We start from the raw sequence: 23,822 nt of genomic DNA on the forward strand, positions 1-23,822 counted from the left end.
CGCCCCCGAAAACGACTCGACGCAGCCACGCCCCGCGAAGCCCTGAACCAGCTACTCTCAGACCAACAAGACGGCAGTGTTGCATCGACCGGTTGAATCCACCCCCGGTACGCCGGACGCAGAAGTCCGATTCGGCAACAGTTGCGCTCGTGGCGACTCAGATCAGCCCGTGGCGGCGGAACGCGTTCCACACGCCGTCCTCGCGCACACTGGTCGTGACCTCGTCGGCGTGCGCCTTGACCACGTCGGTGGCATTGGCCATGGCGATGCCGACGCCGCAGACCTGCAGCATCTCGATGTCGTTGGTGCTGTCGCCGATGCCGATCGCGGATGCCGCGTCGAGGCCGATCATGTCGAGCAGCTGCAGGACCGTCGTGCCCTTGTTCACCCCGTCGAGGGTGACCTCGCCGCTGCCCCTGCCCATGTGCGGGACGGTGCCGGTGATCACGTGGAAGTCTCCGCTGAGCGCTTCCGACACCCTGTCGTATGCCATCAGGTCGGCGGCGAGGAACACCGACTTCGCAATGCCCGTGTAGCTGAGCGGGCGCACGTTCGCGAACGCCTTCAGAGCGGGGTGTTCGTCGGCGTCGGTGACGGCTTCCAGGTCGGTGCGCACCTCGCCCCTGCGCTCCTGGTCGTCCTGCAGGTAGGTCGCGAACCGCCCCCGGACACCGGGGCTCGGGAACAGTTCGTCGAAGGCCTGCAGGTAGAAGTCATACCCTGACTCCTCATAGAAGCCGACCATCCGGGCGACCGCATCCTCTGGCATAGTGCGGGAGATCACGAGTTCATCGCCGATCTCGGCGAACCCTCCACCGGCACTGATGGCGCCATCGAAGCCGATGTCGCGGATCGCCGGGTAGATCTCCACCGAGGCCCGTCCGGTGCTGAGGTAGACCAGGTGACCGTTCGCGCGGGCGGTGCGCACCGCCTCGATGGTGGACGGGGCGACAACTTCGCTCGAGTCGATGAGGGTGCCGTCCACGTCGAGGAACGCTATGCGGGGAGAAATCATGTGGAGCTCCAAACGAGGCGGTCTCCGGAGATCGAAACGCGTCCCGGAGACCACCCAAGGGGTTATGACGTATGTTCCGACGCTACCGGGTGAGGCTTGCGCCGTTGGACCGGATGACCCCGGCGTACCAGTCGAAGGACTTCTTCTTGTACCGGTCCAGGGTGCCAGAACCGTCGTCGTTGCGGTCCACGTAGATGAAGCCGTAACGCTTGCTCATCTGCGCCGTACTCGCGCTGACAAGGTCGATGCAACCCCACGAGGTGTAGCCCATCACGTCGACGCCGTCGGTGATGGCCTCACCGACCTGCACGAGGTGGTCGTTGAAGTAGGCGATGCGGTAGTCGTCGATGACGGTCTTGCGGCCGTCGACCTCGACGAGCTCGTCCTTGGCGCCTAGGCCGTTCTCCACGATGAAGAGCGGCTTCTGCCAGCGGTCCCAGAACTGGTTGAGCACGATGCGCAGGCCGACGGGGTCGATCTGCCAGCCCCACTCGGACGCCTTAAGCGTCGGGTTGCGCACGCCGGGGAAGAGGTTGCCCTCGCCCATGACCCGCTTCGACTCGTCAGCGGTCTCGGCCACACTCACGTAGTAGCTGAAGGAGACGAAGTCGACGGTGTTCTCTTTGAGGACCGCGCGGTCCTCATCGGTGACCACCAGGTCGACGCCCTGGTCACGCAGGCTCCGCAGGTAGTAGCCCGGGTATTCGCCGCGCACGTGGATGTCGCCGAACGCGAGGTTGGTGCGTTCCGTGGTGAGCGACGCCATCACGTCGTCGGGGTCCGGCGACAGCGGGTACACCGGCATGGCGAGGATCATGCAGCCCACCTGGGCGTTGGGAGCGAGCTCCCTGGCGGCCTTGGTGGCCAGGGCGCTGGCGACGAGCTCGTTGTGCACGGCTTGGTAGAGGTCGGTCTTGGTGAGCTGGTCCTTTGGGGTGTTGATGCCGCCGGACAGCAGCGGTGCGTGCAGCACGGAGTTGATCTCGTTGAACGTGAGCCAGTACTTCACCCGAGCGCCGTAGCGGGCGAACAGCGCGCGCGCATATCGCTCGTAGAAGCCGATCAGGTCGCGGTTGACCCAGCCGTCGTAGGTCTCGGTCAGGTGCAGGGGCGTCTCGTAGTGCGAGATCGTCACCAGCGGCTCGATGCCGTGCTTCTCGCACTCATCGAGAACCCGGTCGTAGAAGGCGAGGCCTTCTTCGTTGGGCTCGGCCTCGTCTCCCAGCGGGAAGATCCGGCTCCAGGCGATGGAGAAGCGGAAGGTCTTGAAGCCCATCTCGGCGAACAGGGCGATGTCTTCGGCGTAGCGGTGGTAAAAGTCGATGGCAACCTGCTTGAGGTTGTCGTCGGTGGGCCCCTCAGTGCGCGGCGTGGTGATGCCCTGGGGCATGACGTCCTGGATCGACAGGCCCTTGCCGCCCTCCTTGTAACCGCCCTCGATCTGGTTCGCGGCGATGGCGCCGCCCCAGAGGAAATCGGACGGGAAAGTTGATGACGTGCTCATTCGTGTACTCCTTCTATTACGCGCTGCATGGGGTGGAGGAGCGGACGGGCCGCTCCTCCACCTGTCGTTCCTTTGTGTCGGCTCAGGCGAGGGCCAGTTCTTCTTCGGCGATGGCGAGGAAGAGGGCATCGCCGTGCGCCACCGGGCCCACGGTGGGTGAATCGATGGTCGGGTACTTCTTGGGGTTCGTGATGATGACCGGGGTGGTCACGTCGTAGCCGGCCGCCGTGATCGCGGGGATGTCGAACTCCAGCAGGAGGTCGCCGGCCGCGACGCGCTGGCCCTTTTCCACCTTCAGGGTGAAGTGCTTACCGCCGAGCTTGACGGTGTCGATGCCGACATGGATCAGCAGCTCCGCACCGTCGGCGTGCTGCAGTCCGATGGCATGCCCGGTCGGGAAGGCCGCGGCGACCACGGCGTCGAAGGGGGCGTACAGCGCACCGACGCGAGGAATGATCGCGACTCCAGCGCCAAGGGCACCTCCGGCGAAGACGGCATCCGGAACCTCGGTGAGCGCAACGGCGGTCCCGTCCAGCGGGCTGAGCACCTGGAGGTCAGTGTTCGAGGCGACGGCCGCGGCCTCTTCGACCGGATCCGTGAAACCGACGATGACGGTAAGGAGGAACGGCACGACGATCGCGACCGCGAGGCCGAGGAACAACATGACAATATTTCCCTCGCTGAACAGCGCGGGAAGGCCGAGGCCGGAGGGGAGCACGAACGCGTTCGCTGCCACGCCTCCCGCTGAGATCAGGGCGCCACCGAGAACACCACCGACGATTCCGTAGACGAACGGACGCTTCAGGGGCAGGTTCACACCGTAGATTGCGGGTTCGGTGACGCCGGCGAGGAAGCCGGAAAGCGTGGCGGGAGCCGCGAGGGATTTCAGGTCCTTGTTCTTGGTGCGCACCCAGACACCCGCGACGGCCGCGGCCTGGGCGAGCACGGCGGCGAAGAGCGGCGCGAGGATGTAGACCAAACCGGTGCTCTGGAGCTCGGCCGTCATCAACGGCACGATGCCCCAATGCAGTCCGAAGATCACGAAGACCTGCCAGAGGCCACCCATGATGGCTCCACCGAGCCACGGCACCACGCTGAAGACCCAGCCGATGCCGCCGGCGAGCCCGGTGCTGATCACGTTCGATAGCGGGCCGATGACCAGGAAGACCAGTGGAACCAGAACGAGAACCATGATCATCGGGGTGACGAAGCGGCGAATCGCGGACGGCAGCGCGGCGTAGAGGAACCGCTCGCCATGACTTTGCAGCCAGACCACAACGATGATCGGGATGACGCTCGAGACGTAGCTGACCATCGTGACCGGGATACCGAAGAAGGTAATGTCCGGCACGCCGTTGAGCGCCACGATCGACGGGTAGACGAGGGCGCCGGCGATGGCGAGGGAGGTGAACTGGCTCGCGTTGAAGTACTTGGCTGCGGTGATCGCAATGGCGAGCGGCAGGAAGTTGATGAAGGAGTCAGAGAGGGCGTTGAGGATCGCATAGGTCGTGGTGGCCGTGTCGATCCAGCCGAAAGTCGCCGCGGCCGCCAGGAAGGCCTTTAGTAGGCCCGTTCCCGCCAGGGCCCACAGCAGCGGGGTGAAGATCGCCGAAATCATCGCGATGAAACGGTTGAGCAGGTTGCCCTTCGGGCCATCCGACGCCGACTTCTCGTTCGATGCGGCGCCACCGAGCTTTGAGATCTTGGCGATCTCCTCGAAGACCTCTGGAACCTCATTGCCGATGACGACCTGGTACTGGCCGCCGGCCTCGGCGGTCGCGATCACGCCGGCTGTGGCCTTCACAGCGGCCTTGTCGACCTTGGCGTCGTCCTTGATCACAAACCGCAGCCGGGTGGCGCAATGCACCAGCGACGAGACATTGTCTTCGCCGCCCACGCCCTTGAGAACCGCAGCAGCGGTCTTGGGATAATCCATGGTTCTGGTTCACCTTCCGCCGCGACATCGCGGCTTCTTCTTCTCCAACAAAGCGGTTCACGGATTTTGGGCAAAAAAAAGACCTGAACTCAGACACCGCTCAATGCGATGAGAGTCCAGGTTTTGCCTGCTTACGCAGTAACAATCCGGGATGCTTCCACAGGTCGTCTTCGCCCTGCGTCGCTCACGCTATCACACGCTCAGGGCGCCTGGCCGTCAACAACCTGGTTGGCCAGGCGCTCGACATGCACGATCACGTACAACAGTTCCTCGTCGGTGAGGTCGGAGCCGGTGGCTTCACTGACGTACAGCTTGACGTCGGCGGCGATGGCGTAGGACCGGGGGTAACTGTGTTTGGCGAACTCGAAGAACGACGTATCCGACCCGCGCAGCATCGACTTCGCGACGAGCCGCTGCAGGAGGAATTGGATGTGCAGGATGAACCGCGCGTAGTCCGGGCTCGCCACGTTCAGCTGCACGCCGAGGCCGCCCTCGACCGTCGTCACCACGTGCTGCACCCGGCGGAAGAGCAGCGCCGCGGTTCCGTTGGGCTCGTCGCGGGTCGCATTGAGAATATGCATCGTGAGGAATACAGCCTCCTCCTGGGGGAGGTCGGTCTGCAGGCTGGCGCTCACCGACCGCGCCATCGCCGCCGCCGCATCGAACTCCTGCGGGTGCAGCACGCGAAGCTCGGGCATCGCCGTGCTCGGAATGCGGATCCCCTTCTCCATCCGCTCCAGCACGTATTGCACGTGGTCGATGATGGCCAGCGGAAGGCGCCGCCCGAGGCTGCGGCCCAGGGTCCGTTCGGCCTCGTCGACTGCGGCCGTGACGGCTTCGATGACCGGGTACGGCACGGAGGCGAGGAGCTGCCGGGCGTGATCGGCGCCGCTACCCTGCTCGAGGATGAAGGTCTTTTCAACCTTGGCCGGGTCGATGGTGTCGGTGGGTTGCAGTTGGAAACCCAACCCGCGCCCCATCAGCACCCGTTCCTGCCCCGACGTGTCGACGGAAATGACGACATTGTTGTTGAGCACCTTGTGCGCCACCACGGCCGGGGTGCGCGGCACCCTGCGGTCCGTCGTCATGGCCGAAGTTTACAGCGTCGGCCATCCCGGTTGCTGGGTCGCCACCTGTCGGTCAGCGGGAGACGTCGTGCAGGTGGTGCGTCGGGTCGTGCACGAAGTACTGGGCCAGAGTGGTCACGGTGAAGCGTGCGCCGTCGCTGCGGCGGCCGGTGCGCTGGCGTTCGGCGGGGGGCACGGCGGCGAACGCGTCGGCGACGGATGCCGCGGCCACGGTCAGCTCCGCCGCCACGACCTGCGGGTCCTGCTCGTTGTAGCGCTCGGCCACGGCGGTGGCGTCCTGGTCCCAGTTCGCGAAAAGCGGGTCATCCTCGCCGAGGATCAGGCCCAACCGCAGGTCGAAGATTCGGAACACGTCACGCACGTGGGCCGCGTACTCCAACGCCGACCAGGTCGCGTCGTCTGGCCGCACCGCAACATCCGCTCTGTCGAGCACGGGTGCCCAGGCGGCCGCGTTCTGACGCACAAGGGCGGGAACGTCGTCGTAGTCCAGGTCGGCGGCGGAGAATCCGCATTCGGCGCAGGGGCGCTCGAGCACCCAGGTCCAGTCTTTGGTATCGGGGGTGATCGGCATGGACACAGCCTAGGGAGGCCGCCCCGCCCGGCGGCGGGAATCGACTGCCATAAATCGTGCTCCTCCTGCCAATCGCATCCGCTGCGTTTCAGTTGCCGAAGCGTCCGGGGGCGCCGGACGCAATTGTCCGATTCGGGAACATAACCCGCGCATTCTGGTTGAAGCATTGGCGCCTCATATTGGGGTCGCACTCGTGCCCGTTTCGTTAGGACCCCGATGACAGACTCCGCCGTCACCACCACCACCACCGCCCCCGTCGCGTCGATCGGCAACGCCCCGGATGCCGCCGGCACCAAGCTCGTCATCTCACTGCTGCTGGTGTCCGCGTTCGTCGTCATCCTCAACGAGACCATCATGGGCGTGGCGCTGCCGCACCTGATGAGAGACCTGAACATCACGGCCAGCGCCGCCCAGTGGCTGACCACCGCGTTCATGCTCACCATGGCCGTGGTGATCCCCATCACCGGCTTCCTGCTGCAGAGGTTCAACACCCGCCCGGTCTTCCTGGCCGCGATGACCCTGTTCAGCACCGGCACCCTCATCGCCGCCCTCGCGCCGGGCTTCGAGGTGCTCATCGTGGGCCGGGTGGTGCAGGCCATGGGCACCGCCATCATGATGCCGCTGCTGATGACCACCGTGATGACCCTGGTGGCGCCGGCCGCTCGCGGCAAGACCATGGGCAACATCTCCATCGTGATCTCGGTCGCCCCGGCGATCGGCCCCACCATCTCCGGACTCATCCTCAGCGTGCTCGACTGGCGCTGGATGTTCATCCTCGTGCTGCCGATCGCCGTCGGCTCCCTGGCCCTCGGCGCCGCCCGCATCAAGAACGTCACCGAGCCCGTCAAGGTGCCCCTCGACGTCGTCTCGGTGATCCTCTCCGCTTTCGGCTTCGGCGGCCTGGTCTACGGGCTGAGCAACCTCGGTGAAGCCGCCACCGGAAACGCCGCCGCCGGTCTCGTGCCTCTGGGCATCGGTGTGGTGGCGATCGCCCTGTTCGTCTGGCGCCAGCTCGCGCTGCAGCGCACCGACAGGGCCCTGCTCGACCTGCGCACCTTCGTCTCGCGTACCTTCAGCTTCGCTATCGTGATGCTCGCCGTCAGCATGATGGCCCTGTTCGGCACCCTGATCCTGCTGCCGATCTACATGCAGACCGTCCTCGGCCTGGATGCCCTCGCCACCGGCCTGCTGCTGCTGCCCGGCGGTCTCACGATGGGCCTGCTCGCCCCGTTCGTCGGCCGCTTCTACGACAGGTTCGGTCCGACCGTCCTCCTCGTTCCCGGGTCGATCATCGTCAGTGGCGCGTTCTGGTTCCTCACCATGCTCACCGCCACGACGCCGTTCTGGTGGGTGCTCGTGGCCCACGTGGCCCTCAGCTTCGGCCTGGCGTTCCTGTTCACCCCCCTGTTCACGTCGGCGCTCGCCTCCCTTCGGCCCCAGCTCTACTCGCACGGCAGCGCCGTCGTCGGCACCGCCCAGCAGCTGGCCGGTGCGGCGGGAACAGCGCTGTTCGTCACGGTGATGTCCTCGACCGCTGCGACGCAGCTCGCCAACGGCGCCGGCGAGGTCGCCGCCACCGCGGCGGGCACCCAGAGCGCCTTTCTCTATGGCGCGATCATCTCGCTCTTCGCGATCCCGCTCGCGTTCTTCATCCGCAAGCCTGCCCCGTCGGTCACCGACTCGCACGACGCGCCCATGTTGTCTCACTGAGCGCGGGTCCCAGCGCTCAACAGGCTGATTCGGTGGGCGCGGGGTGAGATTGGCAACAGAACGTTAACACTTCGGCACCCCGTTGGACGGGTCCGCGACCTAGGATCGACATGCACGTTCTCCGTCTCCCTGGCCGGAGGCGACATCCCCCAGAATTTCGTGATCCGCAGGCCAAGTGACAAGCTCGACTACCCGGTTTTAGCCATCATTTCTTCACGCACCTACCAAGCAGGGCACCATATTGACTTCCCCCCACTCCCCTCTTACTCCAGCTGAGACCCGAGACCGGATCCTGGGCGCGCGTGGCGTGCTCTTTGACCTCGACGGTGTACTCACCCCCACCGCCGAGGTGCACATGAGCGCGTGGTCGCGACTGTTCACCCCGTTCCTCGAGTCGAAGGGCGTCCGGGCTTATACCGACGCGGATTACTTCGGCTACATCGACGGCAAGCCCCGCTACGACGGCGTGCGCTCGCTGCTGGCCTCCCGCGGCCTCACCGTGCCCGACGGTGATCCCACGGATGCGCCGGAGCTCGAGACCGTCTGCGGCCTCGGCAACCGCAAGAACAAGGCTTTCAACGAGACCCTCGCCGAAGACGGCGTGAGCCCGTACCCCGGTTCGCTCCGGTTCCTCGACGCCGTCGTCGCCGCCGGCCTGCAGGTCGCCGTGGTCACCAGCTCCCTCAACGGTGAGATGGTCCTCACCGCCGCGGCCCTGCGCGACAGGTTCGAGATCGTCGTCGACGGTGTGCGCGCCCGTGCAGAGAAGCTCGCCGGCAAGCCCGCCCCCGACACCTACGCGTTCGCCGGCGAATTGCTTGGCCTCACTGCCGCCCAGTGCGTGGTCGTCGAAGACGCTGAGTCCGGCATCCAGTCCGGCCGTGCCGGCGACTTCGGCCTGGTGCTCGGCGTGGACCGAGGCGTCGGCTCCCACGTGCTGTTCGAGGCCGGGGCCGACACCGTCGTCACCGACCTCGACGAACTCCTGCCGCTGATCGGCAGCACCGTCCTGACACCGAGTGGAGTCCGCGCATGACCATGGACGCGACCATCCAGAACCTCTCCGATCCACTCGACCGCAGCCGGTTCCCGCTCGACGAGTGGGCGCTGGTGGAGAGCGACTTCTCCGGCAACGACATGGGCCGCACCGAGACCCTGTTCGCCGTCGGCAACGGCTACCTGGGGCTCCGCGGCAACGTCGACGAGGGCCGCGACGGCCACGTGCACGGCACCTTCATCAACGGGTTCCACGAGACCTGGCCCATCCGGCACGCCGAAGAAGCGTTCGGTTTCGCCAGGGTTGGCCAGACCATCGTCAACGCTCCGGATGCGAAGATCATCCGCATCTACGTCGACGACGAGCCCCTGGTGCTCACCCTCGCCGAACTGCTCAGCTACGAGCGACGGCTCGACTTCGCCGATGGCATCCTGTCGCGTTCGCTGGTCTGGCGTACCCCGTCGGGCAAGCAGGTACTGATCCGCTCGCGTCGCATGGTCTCGTTCACCGAACGCCACCTCGCCGTGCTCGAGTACGAGGTCACCATGCTCGACTCCGACGCGTCGGTCGTCATCTCCAGCCAGACCCTCAACCGGCAGGACGGCATCGGCGAGTACGACCGGCCCAAGTCCGGTTCGGCGAACGACTGGGATCCCCGCCGCGCCGAGTCGTTCACCGATCGGGTATTGCAGCCGCGGTTGAAGCGAGCCAACAACGGCCGCTACATCCTGGGCTTCCGGTGCACCAACTCGGGCATGACCATCGCCACGGCCTCCGACCACTCGATTGACACGATCAACGACTTCGACGAGTCGTCCCAGCTGGGCGACGACCTGGCCAAGCACGTGTACAAGGTGAAAGCCAAGATGGGCAACCCCATCCGCATCACCAAGCTGCTCAGCTACCACACCTCTGCCGGAGTGCCAACGCACGAGCTCGCCGACCGCTGCGACCGCACGCTCGACCGCGCCAAGGAAGCCGGCATCGCCGCGCTCATCCAGGAGCAGCGCGACTGGCTGGACGCGTTCTGGGCCCGCACGGATGTCGAACTGCCCGGCCAGCCGGCTCTGCAGCAGGCCACCCGGTGGAACTTCTTCCAGCTCGCCCAGGCGTCCATGCGCGCCGACGGCCAGGGTGTCTCTGCCAAGGGGGTGTCCGGTTCCGGCTACGGCGGGCACTACTTCTGGGACACCGAGGTGTACGTGCTGCCGTTCCTCACCTACACGTCGCCGAACGCGGCACGGAACGCACTGCGGTTCCGGCACGGCATGCTCGACCACGCCCGCGCCCGCGCCACCGAGCTCAACCAGCTCGGCGCCCTGTTCCCGTGGCGCACCATCAACGGGCTCGAATCCAGCGCCTATTACGCGGCCGGTACGGCGCAGTATCACATCGACGCCGACATCTCCTATGCGCTCAGCCAGTACGTCGCGGCCACCGGCGATGAGGACTTCCTCGCCCGCGAAGCCATCGACATCCTGGTGGAAACCGCCCGGATGTGGGCCGACCTGGGCTTCTGGCGCGGCAACGGAAACGACGTTTTCCATATCCACGGCGTTACCGGCCCCGACGAGTACACCACCGTCGTCAACGACAACCTGTACACGAACATCATGGCGCGCTCCAACCTGCGCGCCGCGGTGAAGAGCGTGCGCCGGCTCTTCTCGGTGGACCGGGCCTCGTTCGACTCCATGTCCGCCCGCCTCAAGCTCGATGAGGCCGAGGTGATGGAGTGGTCATTCGCCGCCGAGGCGATGCACATCCCCTTCGACCGCAACCTCGGCATCCACCCGCAGGACGCCCAGTTCCTGGAGAAGGAACGCTGGGACCTCACCGCTACCCCGCCGGAGAACCGGCCGCTGCTGCTGCACTACCACCCGCTGGTGATCTACCGTTTCCAGGTGCTCAAGCAGGCCGACGTGGTGCTGGCGCTGCTGTTGCAGGGCGACCAGTTCACGCCGGAAGAGAAACGCGCCGACTTCGACTACTACGACCCGCTGACCACGGGCGACTCCACGCTGTCGGATGTCGTGCAATCGATCATCGCCGCCGAGGTGGGCTACCACGAGCTCGCGTTGAACTACTTCACCTCCGGGCTGTTCGTTGACCTCGCCGACCTGCACCACAACGCGCAGGACGGCGTGCACGTCGCATCCGCCGGTGGCGTGTGGAGCGCGCTGGTCTTCGGGTTCGGTGGCTTGCGCGACCACAGTGGGCGCATCACGCTCGACCCGCGCCTGCCGGAGGACTGGGATGAGCTGGTCTTCCGCGTCACGCTGAAGGGCAGCCGCCTGCGCGTGGCGATCACGCAATCCAGCGTGCACCTCAGCATCGAGGAGGGCACAGAGGCGCGACTCACCGTGCGCGGCCTGCAGGTCATCGTGACGGCCGGCCAGCCGGAGACGGTTCCGTTGTCGCACCAGGGCGCCCGCGACCCCGGTGCTCCCACGGCGGCGCTCATCGAGGACAGCCGTCGCGCCGATGGCACGGTGATCACCTCGTCGATCCCCACGATCGCGCACATCACCGAACAGCTGCCCACGCTCGACTAGCATTCGCACAGCCGCAGGGCCGCGCATCCACCCGGATGCGCGGCCCTGCTACGTTAACGCCACAGACATCGATTGTGGCCACGGCCACCCATCGCGAGGAGCTCCATGACCTCCCAGGCGTACCTGGACACGATCAAGGCCAGGACCGGCCTCGGTCCGGAAGACTTCCGCGCCGCAGCGGCCGCCAAAGGCCTGCTCGGCCCCGACGTGAAGACGGCCAGCATCGTGGCCTGGCTGAAGGATGACTACGGCCTCGGCACCGGCCATTCCATGGCCCTGGTCTCGGCCCTGGGCCAGGTGCCCGGCCAGCGCCTACCCGTCGATGAGAAGATCAACGCCCAGTTCAGCGGGGCCAAGGCGCACTGGCGGGCCAGCTACGACGCGCTCGTTGCCCATGCCCGCCAACTCGGCGAGGTGAACCTGGCGCCCACGAACAGCTATATCAGCCTGCTCAAGGGCTCTGGGAAGTTCGCGATCGTACAGGTCACCGCCGGCCGGCTCGACCTGGGCCTCAAGCTGCCCGGTGTCTACGGCGCCGCGGCGCTCGAGGCATCCGGCAGCTGGAACAGCATGGTCACCCACCGGCTGCGCCTGGCCGACCCGGCCGATCTCACCCCCGAGGTGCTCGACTGGCTGCGCCGCGCCTACGAGGCCGCCTGAGCCCGGTCGGTCTGTCGCACGCTTCGCGTCCGTTGCGCGACTTGGGGATCCTGGTTGGGCACCCGTCACCGAGGAGATCATCGTGGATTCCGACACCGTCGTCGCAGCCGCCCGGCCATACCGGACTTCACGGCCCCTGGAGATCCTCGACCTGCAGCTCGAGGGTCCGGGTCCCGGCGAGATCCTCGTCAAGATCGAGGCCGCGGGCCTCTGCCACTCCCACCTCTCGGTCGTCACCGGCAGCCGGGTGCGGCCCACCCCGATGCTGCTCGGCCACGAGGCGGCCGGCCGGGTGGCGGAGCTGGGTGCCGGGGTCGGCAACCTCCATGTCGGCCAACGCGTTGTGATGGCGTTCCTGCCCCGCTGCGGCGACTGCGCCGGCTGCCACACCGACGGCAAGGTGCCCTGCATCCCGGGTAGCGCCGCCGGAGGACGCCATCGAGCAGGGCATCCGGGCGAACGTGGTCATCGAGGCGGCCGGGCATCCGCGTGCCTTCGAGACCGCCGTGCGCATCACCGCTGCCGGCGGAACCACCGTCACCGTGGGGCTGCCCGCTGCCGATCAGCTCGCGTCGGTGTCCCCGCTCACGATCACCGCCGAGACGCGCACCATCGTCGGCAGCTACCTGGGCTCCGCCGTGCCCGCCAGGGACATTCCGCTCTATGCGCAGCTCTGACGGGAGGGCAAACTGCCCGTGGAGAGTCTCATCTCCAGCCACATCCGGCTCGAGGACATCAACGAGGACATGGACACCCTGGCCGACGGCAACGCCGTGCGGCAAGTCATCCTCTTCGACTGAGCTGCCCGGGCTCCCGGCTCGGCACCAGACGGCCTCAACTGTTGCCGCTGCGGACATTTGCGTCCGGCGCACCGGGCGCTATTGCCCGTACGGGAACCAGTTGGCCGCGTCCGAGCGCGGCCGGGCCCGTCACCGCGCGAGCTGCCGCAGGGTCTCCAGCACCACCACGGCCGAGCGTTCCGCCGCATCGTCCACGTGGGTGAGGTGATCGCCCACGGGTCCACACAGATCCGAGATGCCGCGGATGGCCACAAAAGGCACGCCGTAGGCGAAGCAGGTCTGTGCGATCCCCACGGATTCCATGTCGGTGGAGAGAACTCCCGGGAACAGCACGCGCAGGCTCTCGGCGAGCCCGGCGCCCACGAATTTGTCATTGGAGACCATCAGGCCGCGCTGCACGACCAGGGCGGACCCGTCGGGCATCCGGGTCGGGGATTCTGCGGCGTCGAGGGCCGCGGCGGCACCGTCATACCGGGCCGGCATGCCGGGCACCTGGCCGAGGGCGTACCCGAACGGGCGGGCATCCGCGTCGCTGTTGAGGCATTCGCTGCCGATGACGACCTCACCGACCCGCACCTGTACACCCACCCCGCCGGCCGAACCGGCGCTGATCACCAGCGGCGTCGCGGTCGGGTCGGCCGTGCGGGCGCCGAGAATGGCGGATGTCGTTGCGCCCGCCGCGTTGACCAGCCCGATGCCGCCCTGCACGAGCAGTACCTCGCGCCCGGCGAGCGTCAGACGGTAATGGAGCGCCTTGCCCACGGTGACTGGAGGTGCGTCGGCAGTGCCTCCGACGGTGGCCGCCGCCAGGAACGGTGCGGCCTCCTCCGCCATCGCGACCAGGATGATCGCGTCAGGGCTGCTAGTTCCGCTGGCGTCGACGGTGCTCATGCGGTGACGTTGGACCAGCCGTCGCGGCCGGCCAGGAACACCGTCACGGCCTCCTGTGCGGCGCTGAGCGAGTGGTTGGCCCCCCAGCCGCACTGCACCTCGTTGGCCGCCGGCACCTCGGTGGCGCCGAGGATGTCGGTCATGGTGGCCTCGATCAGTTCGAGCACTTCGGTGAACTCCGGCTGGCCCTGCAGGATCAGGTAGAACCCGGTCTGGCAGCCCATCGGCGAGAAGTCGACGACCCGCGCCGAGTGGTTGCGGGAGTGCTCGGCGAACAGGTGCTCGATCGAGTGCACCGCCGGCATCTCCAGATGGGCGACGTTGGGCTGGGTGAAGCGCACGTCGTACTTCACGATGATGTCGCCCAGCGGCAGGACCTTGGTGTCGGCCAGGCGCACGAAGGGCGCGACGACGGTGCGGTGGTCGAGGTTGAATGACTCGACGTTCATGCGTGGCTGGTTCACGTGAGCTCCCTGCAAACAGTGGTGTCGGCCCGGTGCCGGGTGACCAATCGACAGTAACAGGCGGGCCCGGCGCACCCCAGGGCTGCCGGAGTGCGGAATACTGATCCGATGGGGACGCGGGGGCTTGGCCGGGTGGTGGTGTGCGCCGTGATCCTCGCGGTTGCCGCGTCGATGTCCGGCTGCAGCCTGCTGGCCGGGCCGCCGCCGGAGGTCACGGCGGCGATCAACACGGCAACGGATGCGCTCCGTCAGAGCGCCGGGGTGGCCGAGGCGACCGCTGACATTCGCCCCGTCGACCTCAAAGACGGCGGGCCGTTGGCCAACCCGGGCGCGTGGACGGCCACGATCACCGTCGAGGCGGAGCAGTCCGGCGTGGACGTGCGCGCCCTGGCCGAGTCGGTCGGGCAGAGCACGGCCGTCGGGATCACACCGCGGAGGACGGCCCGGCAAGTGGCTCCTCGTGGCTCACCATCGACGCGGCGTCGCCCCAGACCGAGTTCGTGCGGTTCCTCGGCGAAGTGACGGGGGACGGGGCCGTCTTCTCGGTGCCCTTCGCGGGCATCGACACGAGGCTGGGGGCCTCCGCGCAGCGGCCGGCGCGCGGGTGCGGGTGTCTACCCAAGTCGGCACTGTGACCGAGATGCTCACAGCGCTCGACGATGCCGACACCACGGTCGAGGGCGTGCCGCGAGCCTCCTTCGAGGTCGCCACCCGCACCACCGACCCCGACCTGACCCGCGACGGTGACGACCGCGCCGTGCGGCAGTGCCGCCAACCAGCAGGTGCAGGGCTCGGTCGTCATCCCGATCTTCGAGATCGCGGACAGCGCCGACGAGGACAGCCTCGACACCCTCTCGATCCGCGGCGGTACCGCTGGCATCTCGATCACCGTCACGACACCGTGCGTCGTGGCCGGGTAAGCGACCGGTAAAGAGGCGCTTAGGGCACCCGGTATCCCGCGGCGCGGAACAGCTCGTACCATTCGGCGCGGGTGAGCGGGATCTCCGAACCCAACGCGGCCGCGGCGACCCGCTCTGGGCTGGTGGTGCCGAGCACAACCTGCATCTGCGCGGGGTGCCGGGTGATCCACGCCGTGGCGATGGCGATCGCGGGCACGTCGTAGGCAGCGGCGAGGCGGTCGATGACGGCGTTGAGTTCGGGGTATTCCGGTGAGCCGAGGAAGACCCCGGTAAAGAAACCGGCCTGGAATGGAGACCAGGCCTGCACCGTGATGTCGTTCAGTCGGCAGTAGTCCAGGATCCCGCCCCCGTCGAGGGTGAGCGACTGCTGTTCGCCGGCCATGTTCGCCGCCACACCCTGCGCGACAATCGGCGCGTGGGTGATCGACAGCTGCAGCTGGTTGGCGACCAGCGGCTGCCGCACGTGCTTCTTCAGCAGGTCGATCTGGCGGGGCGTGTGATTGGAGACACCGAAGGAACGCACCTTGCCGGCGGCTTCAAGCTCGTCGAAGGCCCGGGCGACCTCTTCGGGCTCCACAAGAGCGTCGGGGCGGTGAAGCAGCAGGATGTCGATGTGGTCCGTTTCAAGCGCGGCCAGGGACCCGTCCACGGATTCGATGATGTGCTCATAGGAGAAGTCGAAATACGGCCCATCCCCCACGATCCCGGTCTTGGTTTGGATGGTCAGCTCGTCACGCTGCGACGAGGTGAGCCGCATCGCCTCGGCGAACCGGCGCTCGCACCCGTGCAGGTCGGTGCCGTACACATCGGCGTGGTCGAGGAAGTCGATGCCGGCGTCGCGGGCGGTGCGCACCAGTTCGCGCACCTCGTCGTCGGACTTCTCCGCGATCCGCATCAGGCCGAGCACAACGTTCGGGGCAACGATCTCGGTACCGGGCATGGTGAAACGCTTCACAGTGGTCCTCTCAGGTGATCCACCGGCGGCGGGTGCTGCACGATCGAGCCTCTCGCGCCGCTGCGGTGTGATTCCACCGTAGGGACGCGCGCAGCAGAAGTAAAACAACACTCACTGATGCCATTGAGAACTGGAGCAGGTCAATCCCGTGTGAGCGTGGAGGTGCAGCGTCGCGTCCGGCACCGAGAATGACGAAAGGCCCCCGGTTTCCCGGGGGCCTTCCCTGTTCGCGCAGATTATTCATCCATCGTGCACTTACCCACTGTGCGCGAGGGGGGACTTGAACCCCCACGTCCTTTCGAACACTGGCACCTGAAGCCAGCGCGTCTGCCAATTCCGCCACTCGCGCGAACTTTGAAATCCTAGCATTCCGCAGGGCCCCAACGCCATTCGAGGCCATTCACCCAGCCTCCCCCGCCCCGAAGGCCCGTGGAAAACCCCCTATTAGTGGTCTTGCCCCGGTACCCCCGTAGGATGACTTCCCGTGCCCTGACCCGCCCATTGGGCGAGTTAACACGTGAGGCAAGTAACATGCTCATAGCCAAACGGACCGGATCGGGAGACCTGTGGGCATACTGGATAACTTTGAGAAAGGCCTTGAGCGCGCCGTAAACGGTGCTTTCGCCAAGACCTTCAAGTCGGGCGTGCAGCCGGTGGAAATCACCTCAGCGCTGCGTCGTGAGCTCGACACCAAAGCCGCTGTCGTGTCGCGGGACCGCATCCTCGCGCCCAATCGCTTCACGGTGCGCCTGGCCCAGGCCGACTTCCGCCGCATGTCCGATCTCGGTCCCGCCCTCATCGACGAACTCAGCCAGCTCGTGCAGCAGCACGCATCCTCGCAGGGCTATCAGTTCACCGGCGTCGTATCGATCACGTTCGCCAACGACCCCGGCCTGAGCGAGGGCATGGTCCAGATCGACTCCACCTCGGTCAACGGCACCGTCGCCTGGACACCGGTCGTGGACATCAACGGACACCGCCACCAGCTCGTCAAGTCCCGCACGGTCATCGGCCGAGGCTCGGACGCCGACATCACCATCGACGACACCGGCACCTCCCGCCGCCACGTCGAGATCATCTGGGACGGCGCCCGCGCCCAGGTGCGCGACCTCGGCTCCACCAATGGCTCCCAGCTGAACGGTTCCCCCGTCAAGCAGGCCATCCTCGACCCCGACTCGGTGATCACCATCGGGCGCACCAGCATCGTCTTCAGGGTCGTCGCCCAGGCCGGCGCCGAACGAATCGAGCCGCGCCGGGACGACCAGTCCAACCAGCGGCACGACATGGGCGGATTCTGGGGGCCGAACACATGAATCCCAGTGAACTGACCCTGCTGGTCCTCCGCCTGGCCTTCCTGCTGGTGCTGTGGCTGTTCATCTTCGGCATCGTCTACGCCCTGCGCAGTGACCTGTTCGGCCAGCGGGTGCGCAAGATGTCAACGGATGCGCCCGCTGCGGCCGCCGTGCCATTCGCCACCCCGCCACCCGCCCCGGTACCTGCCGGAGCGTTCACGCAGCCGTCGGCTGCCTCGGCATCTGCACCCACCGAGCAGTTCTCCCGCCAGAAGGCCGCTCCACTTCCGCCGGCCGGACCCGAGAAGGCCACCACGCAGACCGCCACCCGCCTGGTCATCACCTCCGGCACGAAGGCCGGCACCGAGTTCCCGCTCGGCTCAGAACCCATCACCATTGGCCGGTCCAGCGATTCGAGCCTGGTCATCCGGGATGACTACACCTCGACCCACCACGCGCGTCTGATGCTCTGGCATGAGGACTGGATGGTGCAGGACCTCGATTCCACCAACGGCACCTTCCTCGACGGCAAACGTGTTGCCGTCCCGACGTCGGTGCCGCTGAACACCACCGTGAAAATCGGCGCGACAAGCTTCGAGCTTCGGCGGTAGTGCATGGCATCGGTTAGTCACAGCGCAGCCGCGTCCAACGTTGGCAAGATTCGGTCCAACAACCAGGACTCCGGGTACGCGGGACACACCCTGTTCGTCGTGGCCGATGGCATGGGTGGGCACGCGGGCGGCGACGTCGCCTCCGCCATCGCCACCAAGCGCATCATGGAGGCCGACACGGCCTATCTTTCGGCTCAGGACGCCGAGTTCGCGCTGCAGGCCGCGCTGATCGCCGCCAACTCCCAGTTGGCCGAAACCGTCTTCGAGCATGCCGAACTCACCGGCATGGGCACCACCGTCAGCGCCCTCGTGGTGCTCGACGACCAGGTCGCCATCGCCCATATCGGCGATTCCCGCATCTACCTGTTCCGCGACGGCGAACTGTCGCAGATCACCACCGACCACACCTTCGTGCAGCGCCTCGTCGACAGCGGCCGCATCACTGAGGCCGAAGCCATGGTGCATCCGCGACGCTCGGTTCTGATGCGGGTACTCGGCGACGTCGAGTCCTCCCCCGAGATCGACACCTCGATCCTGGCCACCCGTGCGGGCGACCGCTGGTTGATCTGTTCCGACGGGCTCAGCGGCGTGGTATCGAACACGGGCATCGCCAACGCCCTCCGGTCCACACTCGACGCGCAGGCCGTAGCCGACCGCCTGGTCAAGGAGAGCCTGGACGGCGGTGCACCCGACAACGTCACCATCGTCGTCGTGGACATCGGCTCCGGCGGAGAACGACTAGGCGAGCCTGTCGTGGTCGGTTCCGCCGCCGCGCCGCTGGCCTTCGGTGAGGAGCCGGTGCGCGCCCGTGCCCCGCGCATCCCGTCGCTGCGCCTGCACCCGGTGCGCGAAACCCATTTCGAACCCGACTCCCAGGACTACCTGTCCGAGCTCATCGAGGAAGACGCGCGCCGCGCCTTGCGGCGCAAGGTCACCTGGCTGGCCGCCATCGTGCTGCTCATCGTGGCCATCGTCGGTGCCGCGCTGCTCGGCTACCAGTGGACGCAGAGCCGGTACTTCGTCGGCGTCGACGGCAGCACCGTCGCGATCTACCAGGGCATCCAGCAGGACCTCGGACCCATCAAACTTTCCAGCGTCTACGAAGACACCAACCTGGAGCTGAACCAGCTGCGCGTTTACGACCGCCAGCTGGTGGAGCGCACCATCAACGCGTCCTCCCTGCAAGACGCCAAACTCATCGTAGAACGGTTGAGCAATGCCCCGGCAGAGTAAACCGTCCACGGATGCCCGCGATGCCGCTCCCCAGACCGGCAAGATCCGTCGGCTGCACCTGCCGCAGAAGCTGCGCAATCTCGAGCTGTTCCTGCTGATCATCGCCTGCGGCATCAACCTGGGCGCCGTCGTGCTCGTGCAGCTGGGCGCACTGGGCCGAATCGACACCACACTGGTGCTTCTGGGTGCGAGCCTGTCCGGCCTGGTCTTCGGCATGCACATCGTGCTGCGATTCGTCGCACGAGAGGCCGACCCTTTCATCCTGCCCATCGCCACCCTGCTCAACGGCACCGGCATCGCGATGATCTACCGCATCGACATCGCCAACGAGGAGGCCGGCTGGGCCAGCGCCGCCGTGCGGCAGACCGTGTGGAGCGGGCTGGCCATCGCCTGCGCCATCGCCGTGATCCTCATCATCCGCAACCACCGCGTGCTGTTCAGGTACACGTACGTGGCCGGTTTCGTCGGTGTGCTGCTTCTGCTGCTACCGCTCGTTCCCGGGCTCGGCCGCGAGGTCAGCGGTGCGCGGGTCTGGATCGGCTTCGGCTCGTTCGCCACTTTCCAGCCCGGAGAGATCGCGAAGATCGCCCTGGCCGTGTTCTTCGCCGGTTACCTCGTGCGCAACCGCGACAGCCTCTCCATGGTCGGCAAGAAGTTCCTCGGGATGCGATTCCCGCGCCTGCGCGACCTCGGCCCGATCCTGGTGGTCTGGGCCCTGTCGATGTCTGTCATCATCTTCCAGCGTGACCTGGGCACCGCCCTGCTGTACTTCGGCCTGTTCCTGGTGATGCTCTACCTCGCCACCGGTCGGCTCAGCTGGGTGTTGCTGGGCATGGCGCTGTTCCTCGGCGGGGCGCTCATCGCCAGCCAGACCCTCGAGTACGTCAACGGCCGGTTCACCAACTGGCTGGATGCGCTCAACCCGGCCGTGTACGACGCCGACGGCGGCAGTTACCAGCTCGTCCAGGGCCTCTTCGGTCTCGCCAAGGGCGGGCTGATCGGCACCGGTCTCGGCCAGGGCCGACCTGAGCTCACCCCGGTCCCCCAGAGCGACTACATCATCGCCAGCCTCGGCGAAGAACTGGGCCTGGCCGGGATTTTCGCCATCCTGGCCCTGTACCTGCTCCTCGTCGCCCGCGGCTTCCGCATCGGCTTCGCCGGCCAGGACGACTTCGGCAAGCTCCTCGGCGTGGGTCTCTCATTCGTCATCGCCCTGCAGTGCTTCATCGTCATCGGCGGTGTCACCCGCGTCATCCCGCTCACCGGCCTCACCACCCCGTTCCTGGCCGCCGGTGGCTCCTCCCTCGTCGCCAACTGGATCATCGTCGCCCTGCTCCTGCGATTGTCCGACACTGTGCGCAACCAACCTCGGCTGGTGGTCTAGATGAATCGTGAACTCAAGCGCGTGAGCATCGTGGTGATGCTCATGTTCGCCGCCCTGCTCGGCTCGACCTCCGTCGTGCAGGTGTTCCAGTCCGACAACCTCGCGGCGGATGACCGAAACACCCGTACCCTCCTCGACAGCTACTCCGTCGAACGCGGCGCGATCCTCGCCGGCGGTGAGCCGATCGCCCAGTCGATGCCGGTCGACGACAATTACAAGTTCCAGCGCACCTACAGCAACGGCCTGCTTTACGCCCCGGTCACCGGTTTCATCCCCGTCAACGGCGCACCCACCGGGCTGGAGCAGGCCCTGAACGGCGAGCTCAGCGGCACCTCGAATGCGCAGTTCTTCGACCAGGTCTCCAGCCTCGTCACCGGCCAGGACCCCAAGGGCGCCTCGGTCGAGACCAGCATCGACCCTGTCGCCCAGCAGGCCGCCTGGGACGCCCTTGGCGACAACACCGGTTCCGTGGTCGTCACCGAACCCAAGACCGGCCGGGTTCTCGCGATGGTCTCCAAGCCGAGCTACGACCCCAACACCCTCGCCGTGCACGACAGCGCCGCGGTCAACGACACCTACGACGCCCTGGTGAACGCTCCGGGCAACCCCCTGATCAATCGGGCCATCAACTCGCTCAACCCGCCCGGTTCGGTCTTCAAGCTCGTCGTGGTGGCCGCCGCCCTGGAATCGGGCCAGTTCACCCCGGAGAGCACCTTCCCGAACCCGGCGACGTACACACTCCCCAACTCCAGTTCCGTCGTGATCAACTCGGGCGGCGGCACCTGTGGTTCGGGCGACACCGTCACCATCGCCACCGCGCTGCGGCTGTCCTGCAACATCCCGATGGCCGAGCTCGGCCTACAGCTCGGCGACGACGCCATCCGCACCATGGCCGAGAAATTCGGTTTCAACTCTGAATTCACCATCCCCCTGTCGGTCACCGCCAGTGAGTACCCCGAAGACCCCGACGACGCCCAGACTGCGCTGTCGGCATTCGGCCAGACCAGCGTGCGCGCAACGCCGCTGCAGATGGCCCTGGTCTCAGCCACGATCGCCAATGGAGGTATCGAAATGCAGCCCAACCTGGTTGACGAGATCATGGCACCGGACCTCAGCTCCTTGCAGACCTTCGAACCCGTCGCCGCCGACCGCGTGCTCAGCGCCGAGACCGCGGCCACCATGACCCAGATGATGATCAACGGGGTCCAGGACGGGGCCGCGAGCAATGCAAGAATAGACGGAGTCGACGTGGCGGGAAAAACGGGGACTGCGGAAAACGGCGCCGATGACCCATACACACTGTGGTTCACCGGATTCGCCCCCGCATCAGACCCGCAATACGCGATCACCGTTCTCATCGAAGATGGCGGGGGACTCGGTCAGACGGGATACGGCAACTTGCTTGCCGCACCGATAGCGAAACAGGTACTAGAGGCGGTGCTGAATAAATGAGACCCACAGCAGGGCTCACCTTCGGGGGACGATACGAGCTGCAATCCCGCATCGCCATCGGCGGTATGGGCGAGGTTTGGCAATCCGTCGACCTGGTGATCGGGCGCACAGTCGCCATCAAGATCCTCAAGGACGAATACCTTGGCGACCCCGGCTTCCTCGAGCGCTTCCGCGCTGAGGCACGGCACGCCGCCCTGGTGAACCACGAGGGCATTGCCAACGTTTTCGACTACGGCGAAGAAGACGGCAGCGCCTTCCTCGTTATGGAACTGGTGCCCGGTGAGGCGCTCTCCACGATCCTCGAACGCGAGCACACGCTGCCCGCCGACAAGGTCCTCGACATCGTCGCGCAGACCGCCGCCGCCCTGCACGCCGCCCACGCGGCCGGACTGGTGCACCGTGACATCAAGCCGGGCAACCTGCTGATCACGCCGGAGGGTCGGGTCAAGATCACCGACTTCGGCATTGCGCGCATCGCCGACCAGGTTCCGCTCACCGCGACCGGCCAGGTCATGGGCACCGTACAGTACCTCTCGCCCGAGCAGGCCAGCGGACGCTCGGCGTCGCCGACCACCGACATCTACTCCCTGGGCATCGTCGCCTACGAAAGCCTCGCCGGCCGGCGCCCGTTCACGGGCGAGTCGCAGGTGGCGATCGCGATGGCGCAGATCAACGAACAGCCACCGCCCCTGCCGGAAACGGTTTCAGAGCCGGTACGCAACCTGGTGATCTCCTGCCTGGCCAAGAACCCGGCCGAGCGCCCCGCCTCGGCGGCGCACCTGGCTCGTGCCGCCATCGCGCTGCGCCGCGGTGACGTCGCGGCCGCCGCCGCATCCGTGCCCGCCGTCATGTCGGGGCTCACGCCCACAGCGGCCACTACGCTGATGCCCGGTGCCGGCAACGACCAGACCACCCAGCTGATGCCCGCCGCCGGCGGCCCAACACAGCCCGGCACCCGTGCGGAGGCGGCAGCCGCCGCTGCCGCGGCCGATCCCAAGAAGAAAAAGAAGCGCAGTCCCTGGACCTGGCCGCTCGTCGCGCTCATCTCCATCCTCGGCCTCGTGCTGGTCGGCACCCTCGTCACGCTGTTCATGCAGCCTGCCGCCACGCCGGAGCCTGACCCCACGGAAAGCTCCCAGGCGCCGACTCCCCCGAAGCCCACGCCCACTGCCACGCCGACCCCGTCGTCCACTTCCGTGGACCTTGATCAGAACGATTTCCTCGGTCTGACCAGCTCCGAAGCACGGGACAAGCTCAGTGAACTCGGTTTGAGCGCCAACGTTGTCGCCGACAAGGCCGCGCCGGCGGCGGACCAGGCCGACATCGTCTACGGCATCAACCCCACTGGGAGGGTCGCCGAGGGCACCGAAATCACGGTGCGGGTCTATTCCGACTTCGTCCCCGCCACACCCGACGCGCCCTCAGGCACGCCAACGGCGACGCCGTCCACCGTCGCGCCCGCCGGCACCGTCACGGTCACCTGGCCCGGGCAGGCCTGCCCGGCCGGTCAGGATCTCACCAGCTACGAGCTACTCGCCGAGGGCAACGGGGTCTCCTCTCCGGCTCCCACCGGACCGGACACGACCACGACCACCGTCACGGCGGGCACCGGCAACTTCACGCTGAAGTTCCGGTACTTCTGCGGCGAGACTGCGTCCGACTACTCGGGCTCCACCACTGTGACCGTCACGGCGCCGGTTGTACCCACACCGGCCGCCACCCCACCTGCAGGGTAGGTGCACCCGTTGGGCGCCCGCCGGGTGCCCGACGGATCTTGGCTAAAATAA

Annotated in this window: 20 protein-coding genes, 1 tRNA gene and 1 pseudogene; 13 read left to right on the forward strand and 9 right to left on the reverse strand. The window is 66.8% G+C overall.

Annotated elements, in window-relative coordinates; all coding sequences use genetic code 11:
• Nucleotides 1–157 precede the first annotated feature (157 nt).
• The 5 genes from E3O42_RS07735 to E3O42_RS07755 form a co-directional block, all read right to left on the reverse strand.
• Nucleotides 158–1,015 carry a Cof-type HAD-IIB family hydrolase gene (locus E3O42_RS07735; RefSeq protein WP_134453402.1) on the reverse strand — a complete coding sequence of 286 codons (858 nt, stop codon included), beginning with the start codon at nt 1,013–1,015 and terminating at the stop codon, nt 158–160.
• Between the two features lie 82 nt (nt 1,016–1,097).
• Nucleotides 1,098–2,519 carry a glycoside hydrolase family 1 protein gene (locus E3O42_RS07740; RefSeq protein ID WP_134453403.1) on the reverse strand — a complete coding sequence of 474 codons (1,422 nt, stop codon included), beginning with the start codon at nt 2,517–2,519 and terminating at the stop codon, nt 1,098–1,100.
• Between the two features lie 82 nt (nt 2,520–2,601).
• Complete coding sequence (locus E3O42_RS07745; RefSeq protein ID WP_134453404.1) at nt 2,602–4,455, reverse strand: beta-glucoside-specific PTS transporter subunit IIABC; 1,854 nt, start codon at nt 4,453–4,455, stop codon at nt 2,602–2,604.
• Nucleotides 4,456–4,655: 200 nt separating this feature from the next.
• The gene (locus tag E3O42_RS07750) at nt 4,656–5,543 is read right to left on the reverse strand and encodes a PRD domain-containing protein (protein ID WP_134453405.1); all 888 of its coding nucleotides are present in this window, start codon (nt 5,541–5,543) and stop codon (nt 4,656–4,658) included.
• 52 nt (nt 5,544–5,595) lie between these two features.
• Nucleotides 5,596–6,114 carry a DinB family protein gene (locus E3O42_RS07755; protein ID WP_134453406.1) on the reverse strand — a complete coding sequence of 173 codons (519 nt, stop codon included), beginning with the start codon at nt 6,112–6,114 and terminating at the stop codon, nt 5,596–5,598.
• Between the two features lie 216 nt (nt 6,115–6,330).
• Here E3O42_RS07755 and E3O42_RS07760 point away from each other — a divergent pair, with 216 nt between their 5' ends.
• The 5 genes and pseudogenes from E3O42_RS07760 (at nt 6,331) to E3O42_RS07780 (ending at nt 12,833) form a co-directional block, all read left to right on the forward strand.
• Nucleotides 6,331–7,824, forward strand: a complete 1,494-nt coding sequence (locus tag E3O42_RS07760) for an MDR family MFS transporter (RefSeq protein WP_134453407.1) — start codon at nt 6,331–6,333, stop codon at nt 7,822–7,824.
• Between the two features lie 307 nt (nt 7,825–8,131).
• Nucleotides 8,132–8,860 (forward strand): HAD family hydrolase, encoded by a 729-nt coding sequence (locus E3O42_RS07765; protein ID WP_255455011.1) that lies wholly within the window; start codon nt 8,132–8,134, stop codon nt 8,858–8,860.
• The gene (locus E3O42_RS07770; RefSeq protein ID WP_420897870.1) at nt 8,857–11,373 is read left to right on the forward strand and encodes a glycoside hydrolase family 65 protein; all 2,517 of its coding nucleotides are present in this window, start codon (nt 8,857–8,859) and stop codon (nt 11,371–11,373) included. The genes E3O42_RS07765 and E3O42_RS07770 overlap by 4 nt, the downstream gene beginning before the upstream one ends.
• 105 nt (nt 11,374–11,478) lie before the next feature.
• A complete protein-coding gene (locus E3O42_RS07775) occupies nt 11,479–12,033 on the forward strand; it encodes a DUF5655 domain-containing protein (protein ID WP_134453408.1) in 555 nt (184 codons plus the stop codon).
• Between the two features lie 76 nt (nt 12,034–12,109).
• Nucleotides 12,110–12,833: pseudogene (locus E3O42_RS07780) on the forward strand (alcohol dehydrogenase catalytic domain-containing protein).
• A 129-nt stretch (nt 12,834–12,962) separates the two neighbouring features.
• On the opposite strand, the gene mtnN reads toward E3O42_RS07780, so the two are convergent.
• Nucleotides 12,963–13,724 carry a 5'-methylthioadenosine/S-adenosylhomocysteine nucleosidase gene (gene mtnN / locus E3O42_RS07785; protein WP_134453409.1) on the reverse strand — a complete coding sequence of 254 codons (762 nt, stop codon included), beginning with the start codon at nt 13,722–13,724 and terminating at the stop codon, nt 12,963–12,965.
• Nucleotides 13,721–14,173, reverse strand: coding sequence for an S-ribosylhomocysteine lyase (locus E3O42_RS07790; protein WP_134453460.1), 453 nt, complete (start codon nt 14,171–14,173; stop codon nt 13,721–13,723). Before E3O42_RS07790 ends, mtnN begins: the two co-directional genes overlap by 4 nt.
• Before the next feature lie 123 nt (nt 14,174–14,296).
• Here E3O42_RS07790 and E3O42_RS07795 point away from each other — a divergent pair, with 123 nt between their 5' ends.
• Both E3O42_RS07795 and E3O42_RS17960 read left to right on the forward strand, forming a co-directional pair.
• Nucleotides 14,297–14,710, forward strand: a complete 414-nt coding sequence (locus E3O42_RS07795) for a hypothetical protein (protein ID WP_134453410.1) — start codon at nt 14,297–14,299, stop codon at nt 14,708–14,710.
• Nucleotides 14,711–14,931: 221 nt separating this feature from the next.
• On the forward strand, nt 14,932–15,108 hold the full coding sequence (locus E3O42_RS17960; protein WP_166787926.1) for a hypothetical protein: 177 nt from the start codon (nt 14,932–14,934) through the stop codon (nt 15,106–15,108).
• A 19-nt stretch (nt 15,109–15,127) separates the two neighbouring features.
• Here the strand turns inward: E3O42_RS17960 and E3O42_RS07800 are convergent, their stop codons facing one another.
• Together E3O42_RS07800 and E3O42_RS07805 are read right to left on the reverse strand one after the other, a co-directional pair.
• Entirely contained in the window at nt 15,128–16,063 is a 936-nt protein-coding gene (locus E3O42_RS07800; protein ID WP_134453411.1) for an aldo/keto reductase, read from the reverse strand.
• A 265-nt stretch (nt 16,064–16,328) separates the two neighbouring features.
• Nucleotides 16,329–16,412: transfer RNA gene (locus E3O42_RS07805), tRNA-Leu, on the reverse strand.
• Between the two features lie 217 nt (nt 16,413–16,629).
• Between E3O42_RS07805 and E3O42_RS07810 the strand changes: the two genes are divergently transcribed.
• Genes E3O42_RS07810 through E3O42_RS07835 form a run of 6 tightly spaced genes read left to right on the forward strand, consistent with a single transcriptional unit; the run spans nt 16,630 to nt 23,771 of the window.
• Nucleotides 16,630–17,376 carry an FhaA domain-containing protein gene (locus E3O42_RS07810; RefSeq protein WP_134453412.1) on the forward strand — a complete coding sequence of 249 codons (747 nt, stop codon included), beginning with the start codon at nt 16,630–16,632 and terminating at the stop codon, nt 17,374–17,376.
• Nucleotides 17,373–17,966, forward strand: a complete 594-nt coding sequence (locus E3O42_RS07815) for an FHA domain-containing protein FhaB/FipA (RefSeq protein ID WP_134453413.1) — start codon at nt 17,373–17,375, stop codon at nt 17,964–17,966. Before E3O42_RS07810 ends, E3O42_RS07815 begins: the two co-directional genes overlap by 4 nt.
• 3 nt (nt 17,967–17,969) lie before the next feature.
• Nucleotides 17,970–19,199 carry a PP2C family protein-serine/threonine phosphatase gene (locus E3O42_RS07820; protein ID WP_134453414.1) on the forward strand — a complete coding sequence of 410 codons (1,230 nt, stop codon included), beginning with the start codon at nt 17,970–17,972 and terminating at the stop codon, nt 19,197–19,199.
• Nucleotides 19,183–20,583: an FtsW/RodA/SpoVE family cell cycle protein gene (locus E3O42_RS07825; protein ID WP_134453415.1), complete on the forward strand. Its 1,401-nt coding sequence runs from the start codon at nt 19,183–19,185 to the stop codon at nt 20,581–20,583. Before E3O42_RS07820 ends, E3O42_RS07825 begins: the two co-directional genes overlap by 17 nt.
• On the forward strand, nt 20,584–22,035 hold the full coding sequence (locus E3O42_RS07830; RefSeq protein ID WP_134453416.1) for a peptidoglycan D,D-transpeptidase FtsI family protein: 1,452 nt from the start codon (nt 20,584–20,586) through the stop codon (nt 22,033–22,035).
• Nucleotides 22,032–23,771 carry a protein kinase domain-containing protein gene (locus tag E3O42_RS07835; protein WP_134453417.1) on the forward strand — a complete coding sequence of 580 codons (1,740 nt, stop codon included), beginning with the start codon at nt 22,032–22,034 and terminating at the stop codon, nt 23,769–23,771. The genes E3O42_RS07830 and E3O42_RS07835 overlap by 4 nt, the downstream gene beginning before the upstream one ends.
• Nucleotides 23,772–23,822: the final 51 nt, after the last annotated feature.

The sequence above is a fragment of the Cryobacterium adonitolivorans genome (genome assembly GCF_004402695.1).
Classification (GTDB): Bacteria; Actinomycetota; Actinomycetes; order Actinomycetales; family Microbacteriaceae; genus Cryobacterium; species Cryobacterium adonitolivorans.